This is a genomic window from Streptomyces sp. NPDC021080 (genome assembly GCF_044333225.1).
Lineage (GTDB): Bacteria > Actinomycetota > Actinomycetes > Streptomycetales > Streptomycetaceae > Streptomyces.
In genome coordinates this window covers 146,561-162,284 of the sequence record NZ_JBIRQM010000010.1, presented here as the reverse complement: position 1 = coordinate 162,284, position 15,724 = coordinate 146,561, and the positions used below count along the sequence as shown (strand labels likewise).

24 protein-coding genes and 1 pseudogene are annotated in these 15,724 nt (G+C 69.7%); 9 read left to right on the top strand and 16 right to left on the bottom strand.

The genetic code is table 11. The features are described from left to right. The first annotated feature begins 3 nt into the window (after positions 1 to 3). The 5 genes from ACH4S8_RS25120 (at position 4) to ACH4S8_RS25100 (ending at position 2,870) form a co-directional block, all read left to right on the top strand. Positions 4 to 345 carry a hypothetical protein gene (locus ACH4S8_RS25120; protein ID WP_398397657.1) on the top strand — a complete coding sequence of 114 codons (342 nt, stop codon included), beginning with the start codon at positions 4 to 6 and terminating at the stop codon, positions 343 to 345. After that, the gene (locus tag ACH4S8_RS25115; protein ID WP_398397655.1) at positions 342 to 545 is read left to right on the top strand and encodes a hypothetical protein; all 204 of its coding nucleotides are present in this window, start codon (positions 342 to 344) and stop codon (positions 543 to 545) included. Before ACH4S8_RS25120 ends, ACH4S8_RS25115 begins: the two co-directional genes overlap by 4 nt. Before the next feature lie 505 nt (positions 546 to 1,050). Then, a complete protein-coding gene (locus tag ACH4S8_RS25110; protein ID WP_398397653.1) occupies positions 1,051 to 1,371 on the top strand; it encodes a WhiB family transcriptional regulator in 321 nt (106 codons plus the stop codon). An 88-nt stretch (positions 1,372 to 1,459) separates the two neighbouring features. Then, positions 1,460 to 2,185, top strand: coding sequence for a hypothetical protein (locus ACH4S8_RS25105; RefSeq protein ID WP_398397651.1), 726 nt, complete (start codon positions 1,460 to 1,462; stop codon positions 2,183 to 2,185). 37 nt (positions 2,186 to 2,222) lie between these two features. After that, positions 2,223 to 2,870: a hypothetical protein gene (locus ACH4S8_RS25100; protein ID WP_398397649.1), complete on the top strand. Its 648-nt coding sequence runs from the start codon at positions 2,223 to 2,225 to the stop codon at positions 2,868 to 2,870. A gap of 114 nt (positions 2,871 to 2,984) precedes the next feature. On the opposite strand, the gene ACH4S8_RS25095 is transcribed toward ACH4S8_RS25100, so the two are convergent. Then, entirely contained in the window at positions 2,985 to 3,536 is a 552-nt protein-coding gene (locus ACH4S8_RS25095) for a YceI family protein (RefSeq protein ID WP_398397646.1), read from the bottom strand. Positions 3,537 to 4,161: 625 nt separating this feature from the next. On the opposite strand from ACH4S8_RS25095, the gene ACH4S8_RS25090 reads away from it, so the two are divergent. Further along, a complete protein-coding gene (locus tag ACH4S8_RS25090; protein WP_398397644.1) occupies positions 4,162 to 5,157 on the top strand; it encodes a phage tail sheath family protein in 996 nt (331 codons plus the stop codon). 261 nt (positions 5,158 to 5,418) lie between these two features. Here the strand turns inward: ACH4S8_RS25090 and ACH4S8_RS25085 are convergent, their stop codons facing one another. After that, a complete protein-coding gene (locus ACH4S8_RS25085; RefSeq protein ID WP_398397642.1) occupies positions 5,419 to 5,607 on the bottom strand; it encodes a hypothetical protein in 189 nt (62 codons plus the stop codon). Between the two features lie 526 nt (positions 5,608 to 6,133). Between ACH4S8_RS25085 and ACH4S8_RS25080 the strand changes: the two genes are divergently transcribed. Next, a complete protein-coding gene (locus ACH4S8_RS25080; RefSeq protein ID WP_398397640.1) occupies positions 6,134 to 6,676 on the top strand; it encodes a hypothetical protein in 543 nt (180 codons plus the stop codon). A gap of 219 nt (positions 6,677 to 6,895) precedes the next feature. Here ACH4S8_RS25080 and ACH4S8_RS25075 read toward each other — a convergent pair whose 3' ends face one another. From ACH4S8_RS25075 to ACH4S8_RS25045, 7 genes are all read right to left on the bottom strand, one after another. Continuing rightward, entirely contained in the window at positions 6,896 to 7,297 is a 402-nt protein-coding gene (locus ACH4S8_RS25075) for a hypothetical protein (RefSeq protein ID WP_398397638.1), read from the bottom strand. Next, a complete protein-coding gene (locus ACH4S8_RS25070; RefSeq protein WP_398397636.1) occupies positions 7,294 to 7,758 on the bottom strand; it encodes a hypothetical protein in 465 nt (154 codons plus the stop codon). The genes ACH4S8_RS25075 and ACH4S8_RS25070 overlap by 4 nt, the downstream gene beginning before the upstream one ends. Positions 7,759 to 7,845: 87 nt before the next feature. Beyond that, on the bottom strand, positions 7,846 to 8,688 hold the full coding sequence (locus ACH4S8_RS25065; protein WP_398397634.1) for a helix-turn-helix domain-containing protein: 843 nt from the start codon (positions 8,686 to 8,688) through the stop codon (positions 7,846 to 7,848). Next, positions 8,685 to 9,221: a DUF6879 family protein gene (locus ACH4S8_RS25060; RefSeq protein WP_398397632.1), complete on the bottom strand. Its 537-nt coding sequence runs from the start codon at positions 9,219 to 9,221 to the stop codon at positions 8,685 to 8,687. The genes ACH4S8_RS25065 and ACH4S8_RS25060 overlap by 4 nt, the downstream gene beginning before the upstream one ends. 1 nt (position 9,222) lies before the next feature. Continuing rightward, positions 9,223 to 9,426, bottom strand: coding sequence for a hypothetical protein (locus tag ACH4S8_RS25055; RefSeq protein ID WP_398397630.1), 204 nt, complete (start codon positions 9,424 to 9,426; stop codon positions 9,223 to 9,225). A 143-nt stretch (positions 9,427 to 9,569) separates the two neighbouring features. Further along, complete coding sequence (locus tag ACH4S8_RS25050) at positions 9,570 to 10,157, bottom strand: hypothetical protein (RefSeq protein WP_398397628.1); 588 nt, start codon at positions 10,155 to 10,157, stop codon at positions 9,570 to 9,572. 186 nt (positions 10,158 to 10,343) lie between these two features. Then, entirely contained in the window at positions 10,344 to 10,712 is a 369-nt protein-coding gene (locus ACH4S8_RS25045; protein WP_398397626.1) for a hypothetical protein, read from the bottom strand. Positions 10,713 to 10,793: 81 nt separating this feature from the next. Between ACH4S8_RS25045 and ACH4S8_RS25040 the strand changes: the two are divergent. Next, a pseudogene (locus ACH4S8_RS25040) lies at positions 10,794 to 11,423 on the top strand (DUF5753 domain-containing protein); the annotation flags it as partial. A 154-nt stretch (positions 11,424 to 11,577) separates the two neighbouring features. Beyond that, positions 11,578 to 11,883 carry a hypothetical protein gene (locus ACH4S8_RS25035; protein WP_398397624.1) on the top strand — a complete coding sequence of 102 codons (306 nt, stop codon included), beginning with the start codon at positions 11,578 to 11,580 and terminating at the stop codon, positions 11,881 to 11,883. 95 nt (positions 11,884 to 11,978) lie between these two features. On the opposite strand, the gene ACH4S8_RS25030 is transcribed toward ACH4S8_RS25035, so the two are convergent. From ACH4S8_RS25030 to ACH4S8_RS25000, 7 genes are all read right to left on the bottom strand, one after another. Further along, entirely contained in the window at positions 11,979 to 12,209 is a 231-nt protein-coding gene (locus ACH4S8_RS25030; protein ID WP_398397622.1) for a Scr1 family TA system antitoxin-like transcriptional regulator, read from the bottom strand. Then, on the bottom strand, positions 12,206 to 12,442 hold the full coding sequence (locus ACH4S8_RS25025; RefSeq protein ID WP_398397620.1) for a hypothetical protein: 237 nt from the start codon (positions 12,440 to 12,442) through the stop codon (positions 12,206 to 12,208). Before ACH4S8_RS25025 ends, ACH4S8_RS25030 begins: the two co-directional genes overlap by 4 nt. Positions 12,443 to 12,604: 162 nt before the next feature. Continuing rightward, positions 12,605 to 14,677 (bottom strand): cell division protein FtsK, encoded by a 2,073-nt coding sequence (locus ACH4S8_RS25020; protein WP_398397618.1) that lies wholly within the window; start codon positions 14,675 to 14,677, stop codon positions 12,605 to 12,607. An 83-nt stretch (positions 14,678 to 14,760) separates the two neighbouring features. Next, positions 14,761 to 14,940: a hypothetical protein gene (locus ACH4S8_RS25015; protein WP_398397616.1), complete on the bottom strand. Its 180-nt coding sequence runs from the start codon at positions 14,938 to 14,940 to the stop codon at positions 14,761 to 14,763. A 3-nt stretch (positions 14,941 to 14,943) separates the two neighbouring features. Then, positions 14,944 to 15,153: a hypothetical protein gene (locus tag ACH4S8_RS25010; protein ID WP_398397614.1), complete on the bottom strand. Its 210-nt coding sequence runs from the start codon at positions 15,151 to 15,153 to the stop codon at positions 14,944 to 14,946. A 94-nt stretch (positions 15,154 to 15,247) separates the two neighbouring features. Continuing rightward, positions 15,248 to 15,556, bottom strand: a complete 309-nt coding sequence (locus ACH4S8_RS25005) for a hypothetical protein (RefSeq protein WP_398397612.1) — start codon at positions 15,554 to 15,556, stop codon at positions 15,248 to 15,250. Then, on the bottom strand, positions 15,553 to 15,723 hold the full coding sequence (locus tag ACH4S8_RS25000) for a hypothetical protein (RefSeq protein WP_398397610.1): 171 nt from the start codon (positions 15,721 to 15,723) through the stop codon (positions 15,553 to 15,555). The genes ACH4S8_RS25005 and ACH4S8_RS25000 overlap by 4 nt, the downstream gene beginning before the upstream one ends. Between the last annotated feature and the right edge of the window lies 1 nt (position 15,724).

The following is a 15,724-nucleotide window of genomic DNA, read 5'->3' as shown; positions in this document are numbered from 1 at the left end:
GCCATGGACACGAAGTACTGGCTCACACTCGCGGACCGCGTCCGGGCAGACAGCGACGACTACGGCCACGCCCACCTCGCTCAAGACCTGGCCCGGCAACTCACCTGGCACGGCGCCGTAGACGTCGCCACCGCCCTCCGGTCGTTCGTCTACGGCCAGCCCGGCGGCAGCGACCTTCACAAGGACGTCGAGCCCCTTTACCGCCAGCTCGGCTGGGAGGAGTCCGCGCTCGTCGTCTGCTGGTTTCGCGACGCACGCAACCACCCCGGCAACCGCCCGCAGAAGCGTTCTGGGGGCTGGCCCACCACCGCACCCCGGACCAAGGAAACGCAGGAGGTCCCGTGACCGAGTCCGTCTCGCACGTCGAGCAGCAAGTTCAGGCCCGCATTGCTGCGGCCCGCGCTCGGATCCAGGCAGCGAAGGAGCGACGCGACTCCCTCGCCCAAGCCCGTAAGCGCGGCCTCGCCCACCGGCACGCCCGCAAGCTCCGCAACCTCGCGGAGTCGGACCGCCGGGCCGCCGAGCGGATGCCAGATGAACCGTGAGTCCCGTGCACCGGCGGTCGCATGTGTACGTGGTCATGGGGTGTGTCCGGATGTACGGGCGGGCCCGGCGTTGTTGGGGTGGCGTGTTGGCCCGGGGAACGGGCTGCGGGGGTCTGGTCGGTGTGGTGGAAGGGAGTTGATGTCGGTGGACGGGTTGGGCGTGGTGCCGGATGAGACGGGGTCGTGGGCGCGGGAGGAGTTGGCGGGGTTGACGACGGTTCCGGAGTACGGGTCGGAGGCGTGGCACTTGTTGGAGCCGTCGGATCCGCGGCGGCAGGCGGCGCTCGTCGTTGCGGCGGAGCGGTGGCGGGAGGGGCAGCGGTGAGGGCGTGGCTGTGGGGGGCGCGTGGGTGGGGCGGGTGGCGCGGTGTTCGGGCGGGTGTGTTGGACGCGGTGGGGCTCGGATTCCTGTCGACGTCGGCGTTTCTGTGGTCGCCGATTGCGGGGTTCGCGGCGGCTGGGGTGTCGGTGTTGGCGTTGAACTGGCGGTTGGAGCCGGACGCGGGTGAGTGAGCATCACGCGGCGGGTGTGCGGCCGGTGGTGTCGCTCGGGGTTCCGGCCTTCGCGCTGGAGGTGCTGGAGCCGTTGCCGTGTCGGGTGGATCCGGACGCGTACTTCGCGGATGGGGTGAGGCCGTCGGGGGCGCGGGCGTTGTGTGCGGGGTGCGGCTACCTCGAGGCCTGCCGGTTGTACGCGTTGGAGCGGCCGTCTCTGTGGGGTGTGTGGGGCGGGACGACGATGGGCGAGCGGGTTGCGGCTCGGCGTCGTGCGGGTGCGGAGCGGGGGCCGCCAGCCCCGGGGCTGGGCGCGCGTCAACGTGCGTGAGGCGGTGGGGGCGAGATGGCTTTGAGCCGGGCGGGCGTGTGCCCACCTGGTTACCGGTAGATCAAGTTAGGAAGTAACGAGGAGCGTCATGAACATCAGCAAGGAGCAGGTGGAGCAGGCCGAGGCGAAGGCGTCGGCAGCCGAGGACGAGCGGGACGTGGCGACGCGCGAGCTGGAGTCGTCGCCGTACAGCGAGCTCGCGTCGATGAAGCACACCGAGGCGGCGCGCCTGGCGGCGCAGCTGCGGGCGAACGCGCGGGAGCTGCGCCTGGCGTGGGAGCGGCAGGTGGAGGAGGAGAAGCGGCGAGCGTCGCGCCCGGAGCTGGAGAAGGCGGCCGCCGCAGAGATCCGTGAGGCCGGCCGGGACATGGATGCGCGGTGGAAGGTGCTGGTCGAGGCCGTGTCGGCGGCGCAGGCCGCGCTCGTGGCGCTGGCGGATGTCGGGGTCGCCTACGACGAGGCGCTCGCCGGACACGTGGAGGTACTGGCCGGGGTGGGGCTGGATTTCAACGGCGGGGGCAGCGGGGGTGAGCGGTCCATGCTTGGCGCCGATCGGCTGAAGGTGAAGGGCCGGGAGTTCCACCCGGTGGAGCCGGGGCTGCTCGCGGCGTGGGCGCTGCGCCGTGCGGCCGAGGCGCGCCTGTCGCCGAACCACCACCTGGTGCACGGGCTGGAGTGGCAGTGCCGCGGCGTGGATCTGACGCATCCGGAGCTCGCCCAGCAGGTGAAGGCGCCGGCGGCAAAGGTGTTCCCGGCGCCGATCCGTGTGGTCAATGCCTTTCAGGCGGAGTTGGCGGCGCGGACGGCGAAGTGACGGCTGAGGTATCGGGTTCGAGGAAAGGGAGAAGGCCGTGATTACGGTGACGACGGAGGATCTGGCGCAGGCCGAGGAGCTGGCTCGGCGGGCCGCGGAGGAGCTGCGGGAGGCGGAGCGGGAGTACGCCACCAATCGCGCCTCGCCGGCCGCATACGACAGGCACAAGGACGCGTATGACGCCGCGGACCATGCGGCGGTGCGGGCGCGCCTGATGCGCCAGGACTGGGAGGTGCAGGAGGAGGCGCGGCAGCGGCGGGCGGCTGAGGGTGAGGCGGCGGCGCAGGAGATGAAACGGGACGTCGAGGGTCTGGCCGCGTCGCGGGCGGTGGCCGTGTCGGCGGCCGTCGCTGCAGCTGAGGCGATGAAGGCGGCGGTGGGCGCGCTCGCGGCGCACGACGGCCGGGTTCGTGTGGTGGGTGCGAAGCTCGCGGCGCGCGGGCTGCGGTGCGCCGAGGGTGAGGAGACGGGTGCCGGCCTCGACGGATCTGTTTGGGTGCGCGGCCAGTTGTGGCCGCTCGTCGACGGCGGGGCGGTGCTGGGCCAGGTGCTCGCCGATGTGGTGGCGGGGGTGCAGCCGCGGCATCCGCTGGCGCGGTTCTCTGCGCCTCCTTACGGGGGTGTGACGGCGGGGCGGGGCCGGGACGAGGTGCTCGCGCTGGTGCGGGCGGAGAGGGGCCGTTGAACGTTTGATGAGGGGCGTGGCGCGCGGTTCGGCATTGTGACGGCGCGGCCCTGACGTCGAGGACCGCGCCGCGTGATCGCTTCCTGGACCGGGTGGCCGGCTGGCTGGAAGCTCTCAGCCCTGCTTGATCGCAGAGATGGCGAACTTCAGGACGGCCCTGTCGCCGACCAGGGCGCCGCCGTCTTTCAGGGTCGGGTTCTGGTTGATGTCGAAGTCCTTGAGGGAGATGGTCACCGAGCCATCCAGGCCGATCCGCTGGTTGCCGTAGGGGTCGACGGCGTTACCGGTGTACTGGAAGTCGATGGTGACCGACTTGGTGGTGGCCTTGATGGTGAGGTCGCCCGTGACCCGGTAGTCGGTGTCGGACTTCGCCTCGACCTCGGTGGTGCGAAAGGTGATGTCGGGGAAGTTCGGTACGTCCAGGAAGTCGTTGGTGCGCAGCTGCTGGTCACGCTGCTCGTGGCTGGTGTCGATGCTCTCGGCCTTGAGCACCACCTGGCCGGTGGATTTGGCTGGGTCGGCGGCGTCCAGGTGCAGGGTGCCTTCGAGCTCGTGGAAGGAGCCGTGCAGCTTGGTGAGCATGACGTGGCGCACGGCGAACCCGATTTGGGTGCTGTACGGGTCGAAGGTGTAGTCCCCCGTGAGCTCGGGGGTCGGGGCGGTCATAGGCAGTTACCTCCATAGGGTCACGACCCCGACGACGGCCCGCCCGGATCGTTCCCGATTCACGCTAAGAGGCCAGCGGTTCCCGACCCGGCCAAACGCGCGCGGTCGTAGAGGATTGCACCCTGACCGGTGAACCCAGACCGCCGCCTTGCCACTGTCGGCCTCGCTCGCAGTCCACAGTCGACGGCTATTCGAACGCCCCTGCAGCCTCGTGCTGTCGAAACTGCTGAACATCTGCTGTCGGAACCCGGGCTCTGGCTCAACTCCTGTGAAGCGGACCCGAGCCCACTGATCCGAACGACGACCACGGTGCGGACCTGCTCGTTCTTGGAGACCGCGTGCCCATCCCAGCGCACCCCGACCGGCACCACAGAAGTTGAGCTAGAACCCGTTTTCGTGAACAGAGCCACGCAACGCACTCGATCGGATGAGGTTCCTAACTATTGGCCAGTTTGATCTTTACGCTCACACTCGCGGGCTCCGTTCCGGGGCTCGCGTTCTTCTTGTCTTCACGAGCGCGAAGGAGCCGGGGATGCCGGACAGTGTGCGGACGATCACAGGTGCGGGGACGTCGACGGCGGCATTCATTGCCCCCGTTGATGGGGGCTCCGCAGAAGCGAAGGCTGTGAAGAGCTGGAGTGAGTTCGAGGGCCTGTACGGCCTGGGCAACCAGGGCCGGGAGCTTGCCGGGCCGAATCTCGTCGAGGCGGTCTTCGGCTTCTTCGCCAACGGCGGCACCTCCTGCCACGTGGTCGGCACGAGCGGCAGCGATATCGACGCCTACACCGCAGCCCTGGCCGGGCTGGAGAAGGTGCCGGAGGTCGACATCGTCGCGGCCCCCGACCTGTGGAAGAACGAGAGCGACGCTCCGGCGATCGCCAGGGCCATCGCGGGTCACTGTGCGCAGGCGGGCAACCGGATGGCGCTCCTGCATGCGAAGCAGGGGGCCTCGCCCGAGGACGCCGCTAAGACCCCTGGGCTGTTCGGTCTGGACGAGACCGAGACCCAGTTCACGACCGTGTACTACCCGTGGCTCAACGTGCCAGGGGTCGGCGGGACCGCACGGACGGTCCCGCCGTCGGGGCACATGGCCGGGATCTGGGCCCGGACCGACGCCGAGCGTGGGGTGTTCAAGGCACCGGCGAACCAGGACGTCAGGGGCGCGCTGAGCATCGAGAAGGAGCTGACCGACGCCGAGCAGGGGCCACTGAACGAGGCCGGGGTGAACTGCCTGCGGGCGTTCCCGGGCCGGGGCCTGCTGGTGTGGGGCGCCCGGACGCTCTCCATCAACAGCGACTTCAAGTACCTGAACGTCCGCCGTCTGGTCAACTTCCTCACGGAGTCCATCCGCACCTCCACCACGTGGACCTCATCCGAAGTGAACGACGATCGGCTGTGGGCAGCCCTGCGCCACTCGGTCACCTCGTTCCTGACGGACCAGTGGAAGCAGGGCGCGCTCCAGGGCCGGGCCTCGGACGAGGCGTTCTACGTGATCTGCGACCAGAGCAACAACACGGCCGAGTCTGTCAAGGCCGGCAAGGTCGTCGTCGACTTCGGCGTCGCCCCCGTGCGCCCGGCCGAATTCGTCCACCTCGGTGTGACCCTGGCCGGTCGCGTGTAGTGCGGTGTGGTTGCCGCAGGCCGTCTGCCGTAAGGCGGGCGGCCAGCGGTGTTTCGCCGGGCTGGGGCTGGAACATCTCGTGGTTCAGGCCCGGGGCGGGGAGGCCCAGGAACCCGACCGGCACCACAGAAGTTGAGTCAGAACCGGAACCCGTGAACAGAACCACCTCGGGACGTGCGTGTGATGGAGGTCGCATCATGCGCTGTACGAGAGACCTATGTGGGGTGTGTGTCCGGGTTGTGGGCCCGATCGAGTGATCGTTCAATCCCGGCGCTGCCACCACCTCCACGCCGCCCGCGGCCCGTCCCAGTAGACGCCCCGCAAAAGCCACCAACAGCCGAGCAGCAGGTACCAGCACAGGACCAGTTCCCACCACAGCAGCCAGCCGAACAGCTTGAACATCAGTACGACGATCTCGCCCAGCCCACCACCGCCTCCGAGTACCGGCACCGATACCCGTAACGGGCCGATCCCGCCCGACAGCCGCACGCCCATGGAACACCCCAATCGGACACGCACTCTGCGCGAATGCGGGGGACGGTACCGACAGCACCGGCGCCGCTCCGATCTTTCGTCGGATTCCATACGAACGAGAGGCATCGGGCCCCGATGGCGGCTGGTGGTGTGATGGCCGACTGCCTGTCATGGACTAGGCCGAGCCTGCCCGCCCTCGTGTCGCCTGGGGTGCTGAGGGCGGGCGGACAGCCGTCACCGGCTCACCCTGTGCCCAGGGGGGCGGGCCAGCCCCTACTCGCCGCCGACCACGGGGCTGATGAGGCTTCGTGAAATTGGCCAGTCACGCTCCTCGTTCACCATTCGGTTGCTGTCGGCAACGAGCGTCGGGGCTGCTTGCTGCGGACAGGTAGCCCGTTCGAGTCAGGCTCCGAGGACGTCAGGCGCGTGCACAGACCTGCAGGTCCGGAAACGGATTCCATTCTCTCGTTCGCCCCATTCGAGTTTGGAACGAGGCCCTCACGTGCGTAGTCCATTCGTTTCGGCTGCGGTTGCCGCTGCCGCGGTGATTGCCCTTGCCCCGCTCAGTCCGGCCGCTGCCGCCGACCCGTCCGCCATCGGCGACGTCGTCTGCAGCGGTGGTTCCCTCAACGTGCAGTACAACCCCGGCATCACGTTCAGCAAGAACACCGTGCGGCTCACAGCCAACGGCGAGATGGGTACCTGCACGTCCTCAAACCACCCAAAGATCACAGGCGGCACGGTCCGGATCGAGTCCGCTCTCACTGCCGCCTGTCCCGGGCCGATCGGCCCCGGTTACGCCAAGGTGACGATCAACTGGAACGACGGAAGCCGCACTGTGATCGACCAGTCCAGCCTCCGCGGCAGCACGCAGTCCTTCTCCCTGGAGGGCGGCTCAGTCGCTAACGGCACCTTCGCCGGCGGCACCGCACGCGCCCACGTCCGCACCACCAGCGACCAGGTCGAGCTGGGCGCCGCGTGCGCGACCAGTGGCCTCACCAGCTACGCCGCCGCGATCGACGATTTCGCGGTCGGCGACATCTAGGCCCACAGCACGACGGCCGCGGATCGACCTGGAGCCCACCAAGCGGGGCCTGGTCGGTCCCGGCCAGGCCCGCGCGCATTTCTGTCGCTCGCGAATCACTGAGACATGGCTGCGGGTCGGGGCCTCGGAGAGATGGGGAAGCTCGGAGAGCAGGTCTGTCCAACCCCTGAGCACGGGGTGGGGAAATTCAGGAAGCCTCATCAGGCCGGCCGCGAGAGTTCAGATGCGGGTGCCCACGGCGAGGGTGTCGTTGCCCGCGAGGCGTGCGATTGCCCGCAGCATGACCGCCAGGCGTCGCTCATCGAGCTCTGCCACCGCTGTGAGTCCGACGCTGCCGATGCCCACCATGGACAGCGTCAGCCCGAGGAACGCTCGCTGTTCGTCGTCCAGGCCGAGGCGGTAGACCTGTCCGGCCAGGCCCTCCCACTGGACATCGGCCTCGCTGGGAATGTCGAGGAGACCGAGCGCGCGCAACACGCTTTCGCGGGCGAGGATCGTCTCTTCCTCGACGAGGGCCTGCGCTGCCGCCAGCTCCCGATCGGACACCGCTGCGTCGATCAGCCGCTGTCCGCGTCGTTCGAGGAGGGCGCCGCTTGTGGTCTCGGCTGAGGTGAGGGTCATGCGAATGCCTCCGCGGGGAGTCGGGGCCCGCCGCCGGGACCGAGCGCAGCGCCGAGCAATACGGGGTCGGTGAGCCGTCCGGTGCCGTCCGGGCGCTCGAGCCAGACGCGGCCGCGCACCGGGTACAGGACGGGCGGGCAGCGCAACACCCAGCCGCGGGGGTGGACGGTGAGGGTGCGGACGTCGTCCAGCTCCTCGCCGAGCGTCGGCGGCAGGAGCCACCAGCCGAGGCCTGTGGTGACGTCCCCGAGGACCGGGCCGCGGCGCGGCTGCTCGATGCGCTTGAGGGCGTCCATCGTCCGCGCGAGGCTCGTCTCGGCGACCATCCAGTGCCCGCCGGTGGGGAACGGGCCGAGTTCGTCGGCGTCCCAGAGGGACCGTATTTCGGCGGTGACGTCGGCGCAGGACAGGAGCCAGTCCTGTCCCGCCTGCCGTAGGTACGGGGCAGGTTGTAAGGCCATGACCAGGACCGTAGGGACTGCGATTGCGCGGCCGTGCGCCGATTGCGCGGGATTGCTCGAGGGGGCCCTCCGCTTGCCGCGGATTGCTCACGAGAGGTCGAGCGAGGACCGCGCGCGGCCGATCAGCCGGCGAGCCGGGGCACCGTACTCGGCAGCCTCGGCAAGCCAGTCCCACGCCCGCTCGTACAAGGTGATGTCGTCCGCGCCGGTGAGCCACAACTCCTCGCTGATCGTCTCGACGATGACCAACCGGGTGTCGTAGATCCAGAAGGCGTGCGGGGCAGTACGCCGCAGCTGCGCGCCGAAGGGCAGGATGCCGAGCTCCACGGAGCGAAGGCCGATCAGGTTGTAGAGCCGGTCCAGCTGCTCGGCCATCACGTCCGCCGGGCACGCGCGGTGGTACAGCGCGGCCTCGCACACGAGGAACCGGAAGCTCTTCCCGGGCTCGTACAAGGCTTCTTGCCTACGGGTACGGGCCTCGACCGCGGCCTCGGTCGTCGCGGGGATGCCGCGGAACTCGGCATTCGCATCGAAGATCACACGCGCGTACTCCGGCGTCTGGAACAGGCCCGGCACGCGCGAGACTTCCAGGCCCCGGATCGTCTGCGTGGCCGCGGTCTCCTGGATTGCCACCTCCTGCCGGGCCCGGTGCCCGCCCGCGAGCTGCCGACGCCATGACCGGTGCTTCATCTCGAGCCCAGCGCGCAGCCCCTGGAGCTCGACCTCAGCGTCTGGCCGTCCGACACCCTGCAGCCACGCGGTGATGTCCGCCGGGGTCGGTGTCTGCTTGCCGTTCTGAAGCCGGGAGACCTTCGAGGGCTGCCATCCGAGCCGGGCTGCGAGGTCTTTGCCCTCGACGCCGGCCTCGGCGCGCAGCTGCCGGAGCCGCACGCCGAGGGCTTCTCTCGATGACTGGAAGTCCGTGGTCACACGGTGGAACGTACCTGCCGCTGGAACTCCGCGGTATGGACTGCGTAGTGCCAGGCCGCATCCCTTGCCTGGCAGGCGGCGAGCACTTCGGCCGGGTCCTCGATCACGTACACCCCGAGGGTGGTATCCGCGTTGTCGAACTCGAAGCGCAGCAGGGTCCGCGAGTCGAAGAGCCAGAAGTCGAAGTCCGGGAGTCGGAGCTGGGCTGCGTCCGCGCGGTACAGATTGCGGATGTCCTCGCCTGCGGCCACGTTCGTCAACCCGGCAGCCAGGAGGAACCGCTGTCCCTCCGTCGGGGGATCGTCGACCACCCGGACCCGCTCGAACCGTTTGCCCTGGGCGGTCTGCTTACGGACGTTCTGCCGCCACGCGTTGTCCGGTGCGGCCGTGATGTCCTCACCGGCCTGGAAGGCTGCCCAGCGTGGACTGTTGAGGTCCGTGGCGTATCGGCGTCGCTGCTCCAGCCGCCAGGCGGTGTGCTCGAACTCCGCGAAGAGATGGCCGACGTCGGCGAACGGGACCAGGGGCGGCATGTCAGGCCCTCGGCGCGAAGCGGGTGAGCAGCTCGCGCGGGATGACGACGAACGTCTCGGAGTCCTTCACGTCCCGTAGCTGCGCGAGGTGTTCGGGGTCGGTGAGCTTGTCGCCCTGGACGACGATGTCGCCCGTCTCCTCGACCTCGTACAGGGTGGGGCAGTCGCCGTCTTCGCTGGTGGTGCCGAGGAACCTGAGCGTCATCTCATCCTCCGTCTGGCCGGGTTGGAGACCCCAGGATGCGCGGGATTTCACGGGGCTGCTGCCGGATTGCGGCGGATTGCGGGAAGCCAGGTCCCGCTATCGGTTGCGCGCAATCACCATGGGGCGTCCGCAGGCGGTTTCGCCTACGCCTTGGGCACCGACCACTCGACGGGATCCCGGCCCTCGGGTCCGTAAATGATCTGGTTGGGGCGGGTGCCGCGCTCCATGGAGAACGTGATCTTCCCTCGAAGGCAAGAGCCAGCCTTCACGGCAGTGCTGCCGACGGGGTACTCGGGATTGGGTACGCCCTCCCCGTTGACGAACGGAGCCTGAATGCGGGTGTCGTCGGGGAAGCCGAGTGCCCAGGGCTGCTGGGAGGTCATCACGGTGGTGCTGCTGGAATCGGCGCAGAGCTTGACGTCGAGGGTGGCCCAGACGGGGTGCTCGAAGTCGGAGAGGCCGCGGGAGTAGGCGTCGTCCATCTTGATCGGCTGGGTGTAACCCATGACGGTCGTGGTGCCGCCGATGTGACTGCCGTCGGTGTCGGTGTCCGTCCAGTGGTGGCCGGTCCCGATTTTGAGCGGGCCGGCCGCGGCGGATGCGGTCGCTCTGCTCGTGGTCTTGGTGCTGGCGGTGCGCGGCTTGTTGTCGGTCGAGTTGCTGCTGCATGCGGTGACTGTGGCTGCGAGCAGCAGGACGGTGGTGAGCGCCGTGGTCGTGCGGGTGCGCATGGTTCCCCCTGGACGTGCAAGCTGAAGGGGCATCATCCTTCGGAGCCTGTCCGCTTCGGGGCGATGTGCTCAACATGTGACCTATGGGGTGGCGGACCTGGCGCGTGCTGACGCTCCTGCGGAGTCTGGACGGCATGACGAACGCCCCCTCCCGGCTATCAGCCTGAGCGGGGGCGTTCGTCGCTCTCACGGTACGACAGGTGCACCAGGTGGCGGCGTGGCCGAGTCGTCGAAGTAGCCGAGGAGCTGGCCGCAGGGCGTCCACCGGTCCCGGGGGACCACTCCGCGGGCGTCCGCATCGGTGCAGACGGCGGGCGTGGGTATGTCAGTCAGACCGTCGTCGACAGCCGCGTCCGGGAGGTCGGTTGATACCTCGGGTTGCTCGGGCCAGATCTCGGTGACCGTGACGGTCGGCGTCGGCTGGGGCTCGTCGTCGGGGCTAAGCAGGAAGCTGATGCCCCCGAGGAACATCACGGCGGCGCAGGCGGCGAGGAGCAGCCACCACAGGGCAACGAGCAGGCTCGGCCCGTTGGGTGAGGGCTGGCGTGAGGGCATGGGGCATCTTCCCGTTCAGCGGGTGCCAGCGTCCTGGGTTCGTCGCCAAGCGTTGTGGATCCGTCGGCCGAGGCGCAGCCGGAGCTTGTGGCCGCGTCCCTCAACGCGGAGTCGATGTACACCGAGTGGCGACGGCGCACCCGCATGGGCCTGCGTCAGCTCCAGGACAGCTATGTGCAACTGTTCCGGTCCACCGGGCTGTTCAGGATCTACTCGCCGACCCTCGTACCCGGACTCCTGCAGACGGAGGGATACAGCCGGGCCCTGCTCAGCAGCAACGCCCGCCTGCTCGACATCCCCGACGACGCCGAGAGCGCCGCGTCGGCACGGGTCGAGCGATCCAAGGTGATCCACGAGCCGGGGCACCGGTTCGTCCTCGTCATCGAGGAGGGTGTCCTGCGCTACCAGTTGGGGGACCAGGACACGATGGCGGCTCAACTGGGCTACCTGCTCACGGCCGGGGCGCTCCCATCGGTGTCGCTCGGCATCATCCCGGACGCCACCCCGCAGCGGGTCCTGTGGCCGCAGGAGCTGTTCCACGTCTACGACGACACCCTCGTCTCCGTCGAACTGTTGTCCGCGCAGGTGAACATCACGCAGCCCGGCGAGATCGCCTTGTATCTGGCCGCGTTCGAGGAGCTGCGGAGCATGGCCGTGTACGGGGCCGAGGCGCGTGCTCTGGTCGTGAAGGCCATCGAAGCCCTGCGCTGACCCCGGACGCACGAAAGCGGCCCGACGATCCGTCTCAGCGAACGTTGCCCGGTTCTCACCGAAGATGAGCCGGCCTGGTCAGCGGGATATGGGCGGCACCGATCCACCCGTTCAGCAGACGAGATTCGTACCGCGGCCCGGACATCATGTCGGCATGATGAAGCGAGTACTCACGGTGCTGGTTCTGGTCGGTGTTGCTGCCGCCCTGGTCACTGGCCCCGCCGCTGCGGCTGACAACGGCGACCTCGGCGCGGATGTCACTACCCTCCTCGACTCCAGCAGGCACAACGACGGCAGCGACCACACGACGGTGAACCTGAATCCGCAGAACGCCCTAAGTGGGCGTTCCGGCAGGGAGCACGCTTTCCTCAAGGTGGACGGGGGCGACCTTATCGGTGGGTACCACTCCGCGGATTACACCGGAAACGACATTGCCGCCTACTACTCCCCGGCCTCATAAGTACCTCAACGGCTCGGCTCCGAGCATGACCAAGCCCCGGCGCCCGTGATGGGCTGCCGGGGCTTCGACTTGCCGAACGACGGTTCCGTATTTCGTTACGCGTTTCGTTTCACCCAGTCGACGAAGCCCTGCCACGCACCCTCAGCGAGCGGCACGGCGAGGCTCGCCCCGTGAATGGCGGCACAGGCATACGCGAAGGCCTGCAACGCGCCCGGTACGACGAGCGGCTGCCAGGTCTGCACGGCCTCCGCCTCCGCCTCGATCGCGGCCAGCCGGGCGATGTGCTCGCCGAGCGACTCGGCCGGGCTGTCGAACGTGGCAGTCATCGGCCCACCTTCTGCGGGGTGGGGCGGGTGCCCGCCTGCTGGGTGCGGCGCCACGCGTTGTGCGCCCGCCGGCCGACGCGCAGCCGCAGCCGCTTGCCGTGGCAGCGCGGGCACATCCGCGGCTTCCCGAACCGCTCGACCTCGCCCGCCCCGCGACAGCGGCGGCAGGACGCGAACGGCCGCGCGGCGCACAACACTGCGTAGCCACCGAGCCAGCCGACGACCACAGCCATAGCAAGCCACATGGGATGCCCTCCCCCTCGAATCCTGGTGAATCCCGCTCACGGTGGCCCCTGCTGCTAGGCGCTAGGTAACAGGTCAGGGGCATGTTCTGGTGCTAGCGGAGGTGCTAGGCCTAGCAGCGCGGGGTGCTAGGCCTAGCGGTCGTCCGAGTGCTACGCCGCGGCCCGGTCCGCGTCACGGCGAGTGATCGCGGCGTGCACGTCGGCCCGCCGGATGCCGCGTTTCGTGGTGCCCTTGCCGTCCTCCCCGGTGGCCCACACGTCTGCGGTGGCGATGCCCCACGGCTTCAGCGCGGGGGCGATGCGGGCGGTGGTCCACTCGCCGTAGACGTCCGGCCAGGCCTCGGCGAGGCGGGCGGCGATCCGCTCGCACCACAGCTGCTCCTCGTCCGGGCGGAACGCCTTGGCGACGTCGCCGAGGATGTCCATCCCGCGCGACTCGGAGGGGCCCTGGCCGATCGCGTGGCCGGTCACGTTGCCGTAGGCCTCGCGCAGCTGGTGGGCGCGGGCGACGACGCCCTCGGCGGCCGGGCCGTCGACGAACGCGGACGCGGCGATGACCGGGTCGTCGCCCTCGCCGGACATCCAGCAGATGCCCCGGTCGGAGCGGGAGAACATCGTTGCCCGGATGCCGGCCTTGTAGGCGCCGGTGCCGAGGACCATGTCGTTCGCGGTGTGGCTCATGACCTTGAGGCAGAACCGCAGGATGGCGTTCGCACTGATGCCGGGCGGGAGGCTCTTGGCGTCCGGGCGCTGGGTGGCGAAGATCCCGATGATGCCGAGGGCGGGGCCGCGCTTGGCGACGTCGGTGCAGATGGACTCCAGCTCGGCGCCGTACTTCTCGTGCTCGAAGGGGACCTGGCACTCGTCGAAGCCGACGACGATCGGGTGCAGGCCGAGGCTCTTGTCGCTGGCGAGGGCCGGGGTGACCTTCGACTCGGGGCAGCGGGACTTGGGCAGGGAGCGGATCACCTTGGCGCGGCGGCGCAGTTCGTCCTTGAGCTCGCGCATGGCGTGCAGGACGTACAACAGGTCCTCGTCCTCCTCGCCGGACCGGTAGCGGTGGCAGACGGGTTGGAGGGGGCCGAGGTCGCCGGTGCCCTTGAAGTCGAAGGCGAGCAGGGCGGCCCGCGGGTCGAGGGAGGCGATGAGCAGGAGCAGGCGGAGCAGGAACGTCTTGCCCATGCGGGGGACGGATCCGATGACGACGGAGACGAACATCAGGCAGACGACGATGTCCCGCATCCGCTGGTCGTTGCCGAACACGACGGGCTTGAACAGGTCGACCTCGCCCTCGCGCAGCAGCGGCCACGGGGGCTTGGTGGTCTCGTTCATGGGCTTGTCGCCGACCCACAGGATGAGGCGGCCCTCGTGCTCGTCGGGGTCGCCGGAGGGCCAGACGCAGCCGAGCTTGCGGCGCAGGCCGGAGGCGAGGGCCTGGCGCTCCTCCATGACGTCCTCGGGGACGACGCCATACGGGAGGTCGAGGTCGGCTCGGTAGCCGGGTCCGTCGCGGGTGATCTCCGAGGTGAAGCGCATGCCGTTCATGTCGCCGCCCTTCTTCACGGCGGCGGAGATCTTGGCGTTGCCGATGGCGTCGAGAGCGCGGAGCACGATCGTGCCGGTCAGCTTCTGCAGCTCGGTGCGCATGACGGCTGGGCCGATGACCGGGGCGTCGGGCTGCTGGCCGAAGTAGCCGAGGGTGAGGACCCCGCTGGCCGCGAAGACATAGAGGAACGCGGGGGCCATGACGTACAGCCAGATCGCGAAGCCGAGGCCGAACGTGCAGGCGACGACGGTGACCAGTCCGCGGAGGCGGACACGGCCGGCACGCAGGCGGGCGAGGCGCATGTACTCCTCGACGTCCTCGGTGCGCACGGCGTAGTCCCGCAGGGGCGCGGCCTCGCGGTCCCACACCCACCGGCTCGTGCCGGTGACCAGTCGGGCGGTGCCGCGCGGGGCCATGAGGGCGAGCTGTGTGGCGTACCAGGGGGCGCGCAGGCCGTGGAAGGCGGTCGCGTACCAGGCGTGGCCTGCGGCGCGCTCGACGGTGGCGAGCAGGTCGCGGCGGGAGCGCAGCCACGGGGCGATGATTGGGCGGCGTTTCTCGGTGGTGACGCCGGGGTCGGGCAGCTTCGGGTTGTCGACGGGGATGGGCGGCGCGGGTGCGTCCGTCTCGGCGGCTTCTGCGGCCTCGGGCTGGGCCGGGATGAGCGTGTCGGTCATGCTGGTCTCTCCGGTCGTCTGATGGGCGGTCCGGGCCCGGGGACGGCGGTCTGCTTGCCGGCGTGACGCTGTCCCCGGGGTAGCTACTTCTTCTTGCCGCGCTGGTCCTCGCGCTGCTGCGCCTTCTCGTGGATGCGCTCCGCCCGGTTCTCCAGCGCCTTGACGGGCTTGCCGCGGGCCTTGCGGCGCTCGATGCGGATGCCGAGGGCGACGACGCGGAGGATCTCGCCCGCGCTGTGCGGGTCCTTGTCGGTGAACGCCATGGGTCAGTCCTCCGGGGTGGCGTCGACGGCGCGCGTGGCCTCGGCGATGAGCAGGTGGGTGCGGGCGATCGAGTCCCACAGGGTGCCGGCGGCGGCGTAGGGGGCGGCCTTGTGCGGGCCGTCTCCGCGGGCCGCGTTCTCGGCCCATCCGGCGAGCTTCTCCGCCTGGGCGAGCGCGTCGATCGCCTGCTTCAGGTGCTGCTCTCGGTTCACGGGTTCCTCCTGGTCACGGGTCGGGCTGTCCGGCCCCACCGCACCCCCGCAGGTGGTGAAGAGTTGACCACCTGGCGGGGGACGGAAGGGCAGGTCAGCGACCCTTGGAGACGTCGCGCCACATCGAGCGCAGGATCAGCAGGCAGGCGGTCGCACAGCACGCGCCGATGGCAATGGCCACGGCGAACAGAGCACCGACCAGGCCGACGGAGACGACGACGCCACCGATGACGAGCCACTTCCGCGCGTCGAACTCCGGGCGGACCGGGGTCGGCGGGGCGGTCTGCTGCTGGGTGGCCTGCTGCGCGGCGAGGACTGCGGCGACGATCCGGACGAGGTCCGTGTTCTCCGCAGCCTCCGCGACGGCGGCCTCCGCCTTGGCGAGCGGGTTGGGCTCGGTCATCGCGTCCGCCTCCCTCGCGACAGGTACGGGCGAGCGAGGACGACGAGGACGACGGTGGCGGTGACCGCCTGCGCGACGGCATTGACCACGACGACCGGGACCGTCAGGTGGGGGCCGACCGTCAGCCACAGCAGGGCCAGGACGGCGCCGAACAGCATGGGACGCATG

Coding starts and splice junctions, on each gene's coding strand:
- ACH4S8_RS25120 (WP_398397657.1), top strand. CDS start 4: ATGGACACGAAGTACTGGCTCACACTCGCGGACCGCGTCCGGGCAGAC.
- ACH4S8_RS25105 (WP_398397651.1), top strand. CDS start 1,460: ATGAACATCAGCAAGGAGCAGGTGGAGCAGGCCGAGGCGAAGGCGTCG.
- ACH4S8_RS25095 (WP_398397646.1), bottom strand. CDS start 3,536: ATGACCGCCCCGACCCCCGAGCTCACGGGGGACTACACCTTCGACCCG.
- ACH4S8_RS25075 (WP_398397638.1), bottom strand. CDS start 7,297: ATGACCCTCACCTCAGCCGAGACCACAAGCGGCGCCCTCCTCGAACGA.
- ACH4S8_RS25070 (WP_398397636.1), bottom strand. CDS start 7,758: ATGGCCTTACAACCTGCCCCGTACCTACGGCAGGCGGGACAGGACTGG.
- ACH4S8_RS25060 (WP_398397632.1), bottom strand. CDS start 9,221: ATGCCGCCCCTGGTCCCGTTCGCCGACGTCGGCCATCTCTTCGCGGAG.
- ACH4S8_RS25055 (WP_398397630.1), bottom strand. CDS start 9,426: ATGACGCTCAGGTTCCTCGGCACCACCAGCGAAGACGGCGACTGCCCC.
- ACH4S8_RS25050 (WP_398397628.1), bottom strand. CDS start 10,157: ATGCGCACCCGCACGACCACGGCGCTCACCACCGTCCTGCTGCTCGCA.
- ACH4S8_RS25045 (WP_398397626.1), bottom strand. CDS start 10,712: ATGCCCTCACGCCAGCCCTCACCCAACGGGCCGAGCCTGCTCGTTGCC.
- ACH4S8_RS25035 (WP_398397624.1), top strand. CDS start 11,578: ATGATGAAGCGAGTACTCACGGTGCTGGTTCTGGTCGGTGTTGCTGCC.
- ACH4S8_RS25030 (WP_398397622.1), bottom strand. CDS start 12,209: ATGACTGCCACGTTCGACAGCCCGGCCGAGTCGCTCGGCGAGCACATC.
- ACH4S8_RS25025 (WP_398397620.1), bottom strand. CDS start 12,442: ATGGCTGTGGTCGTCGGCTGGCTCGGTGGCTACGCAGTGTTGTGCGCC.
- ACH4S8_RS25020 (WP_398397618.1), bottom strand. CDS start 14,677: ATGACCGACACGCTCATCCCGGCCCAGCCCGAGGCCGCAGAAGCCGCC.
- ACH4S8_RS25015 (WP_398397616.1), bottom strand. CDS start 14,940: ATGGCGTTCACCGACAAGGACCCGCACAGCGCGGGCGAGATCCTCCGC.
- ACH4S8_RS25005 (WP_398397612.1), bottom strand. CDS start 15,556: ATGACCGAGCCCAACCCGCTCGCCAAGGCGGAGGCCGCCGTCGCGGAG.
- ACH4S8_RS25000 (WP_398397610.1), bottom strand. CDS start 15,723: ATGCGTCCCATGCTGTTCGGCGCCGTCCTGGCCCTGCTGTGGCTGACG.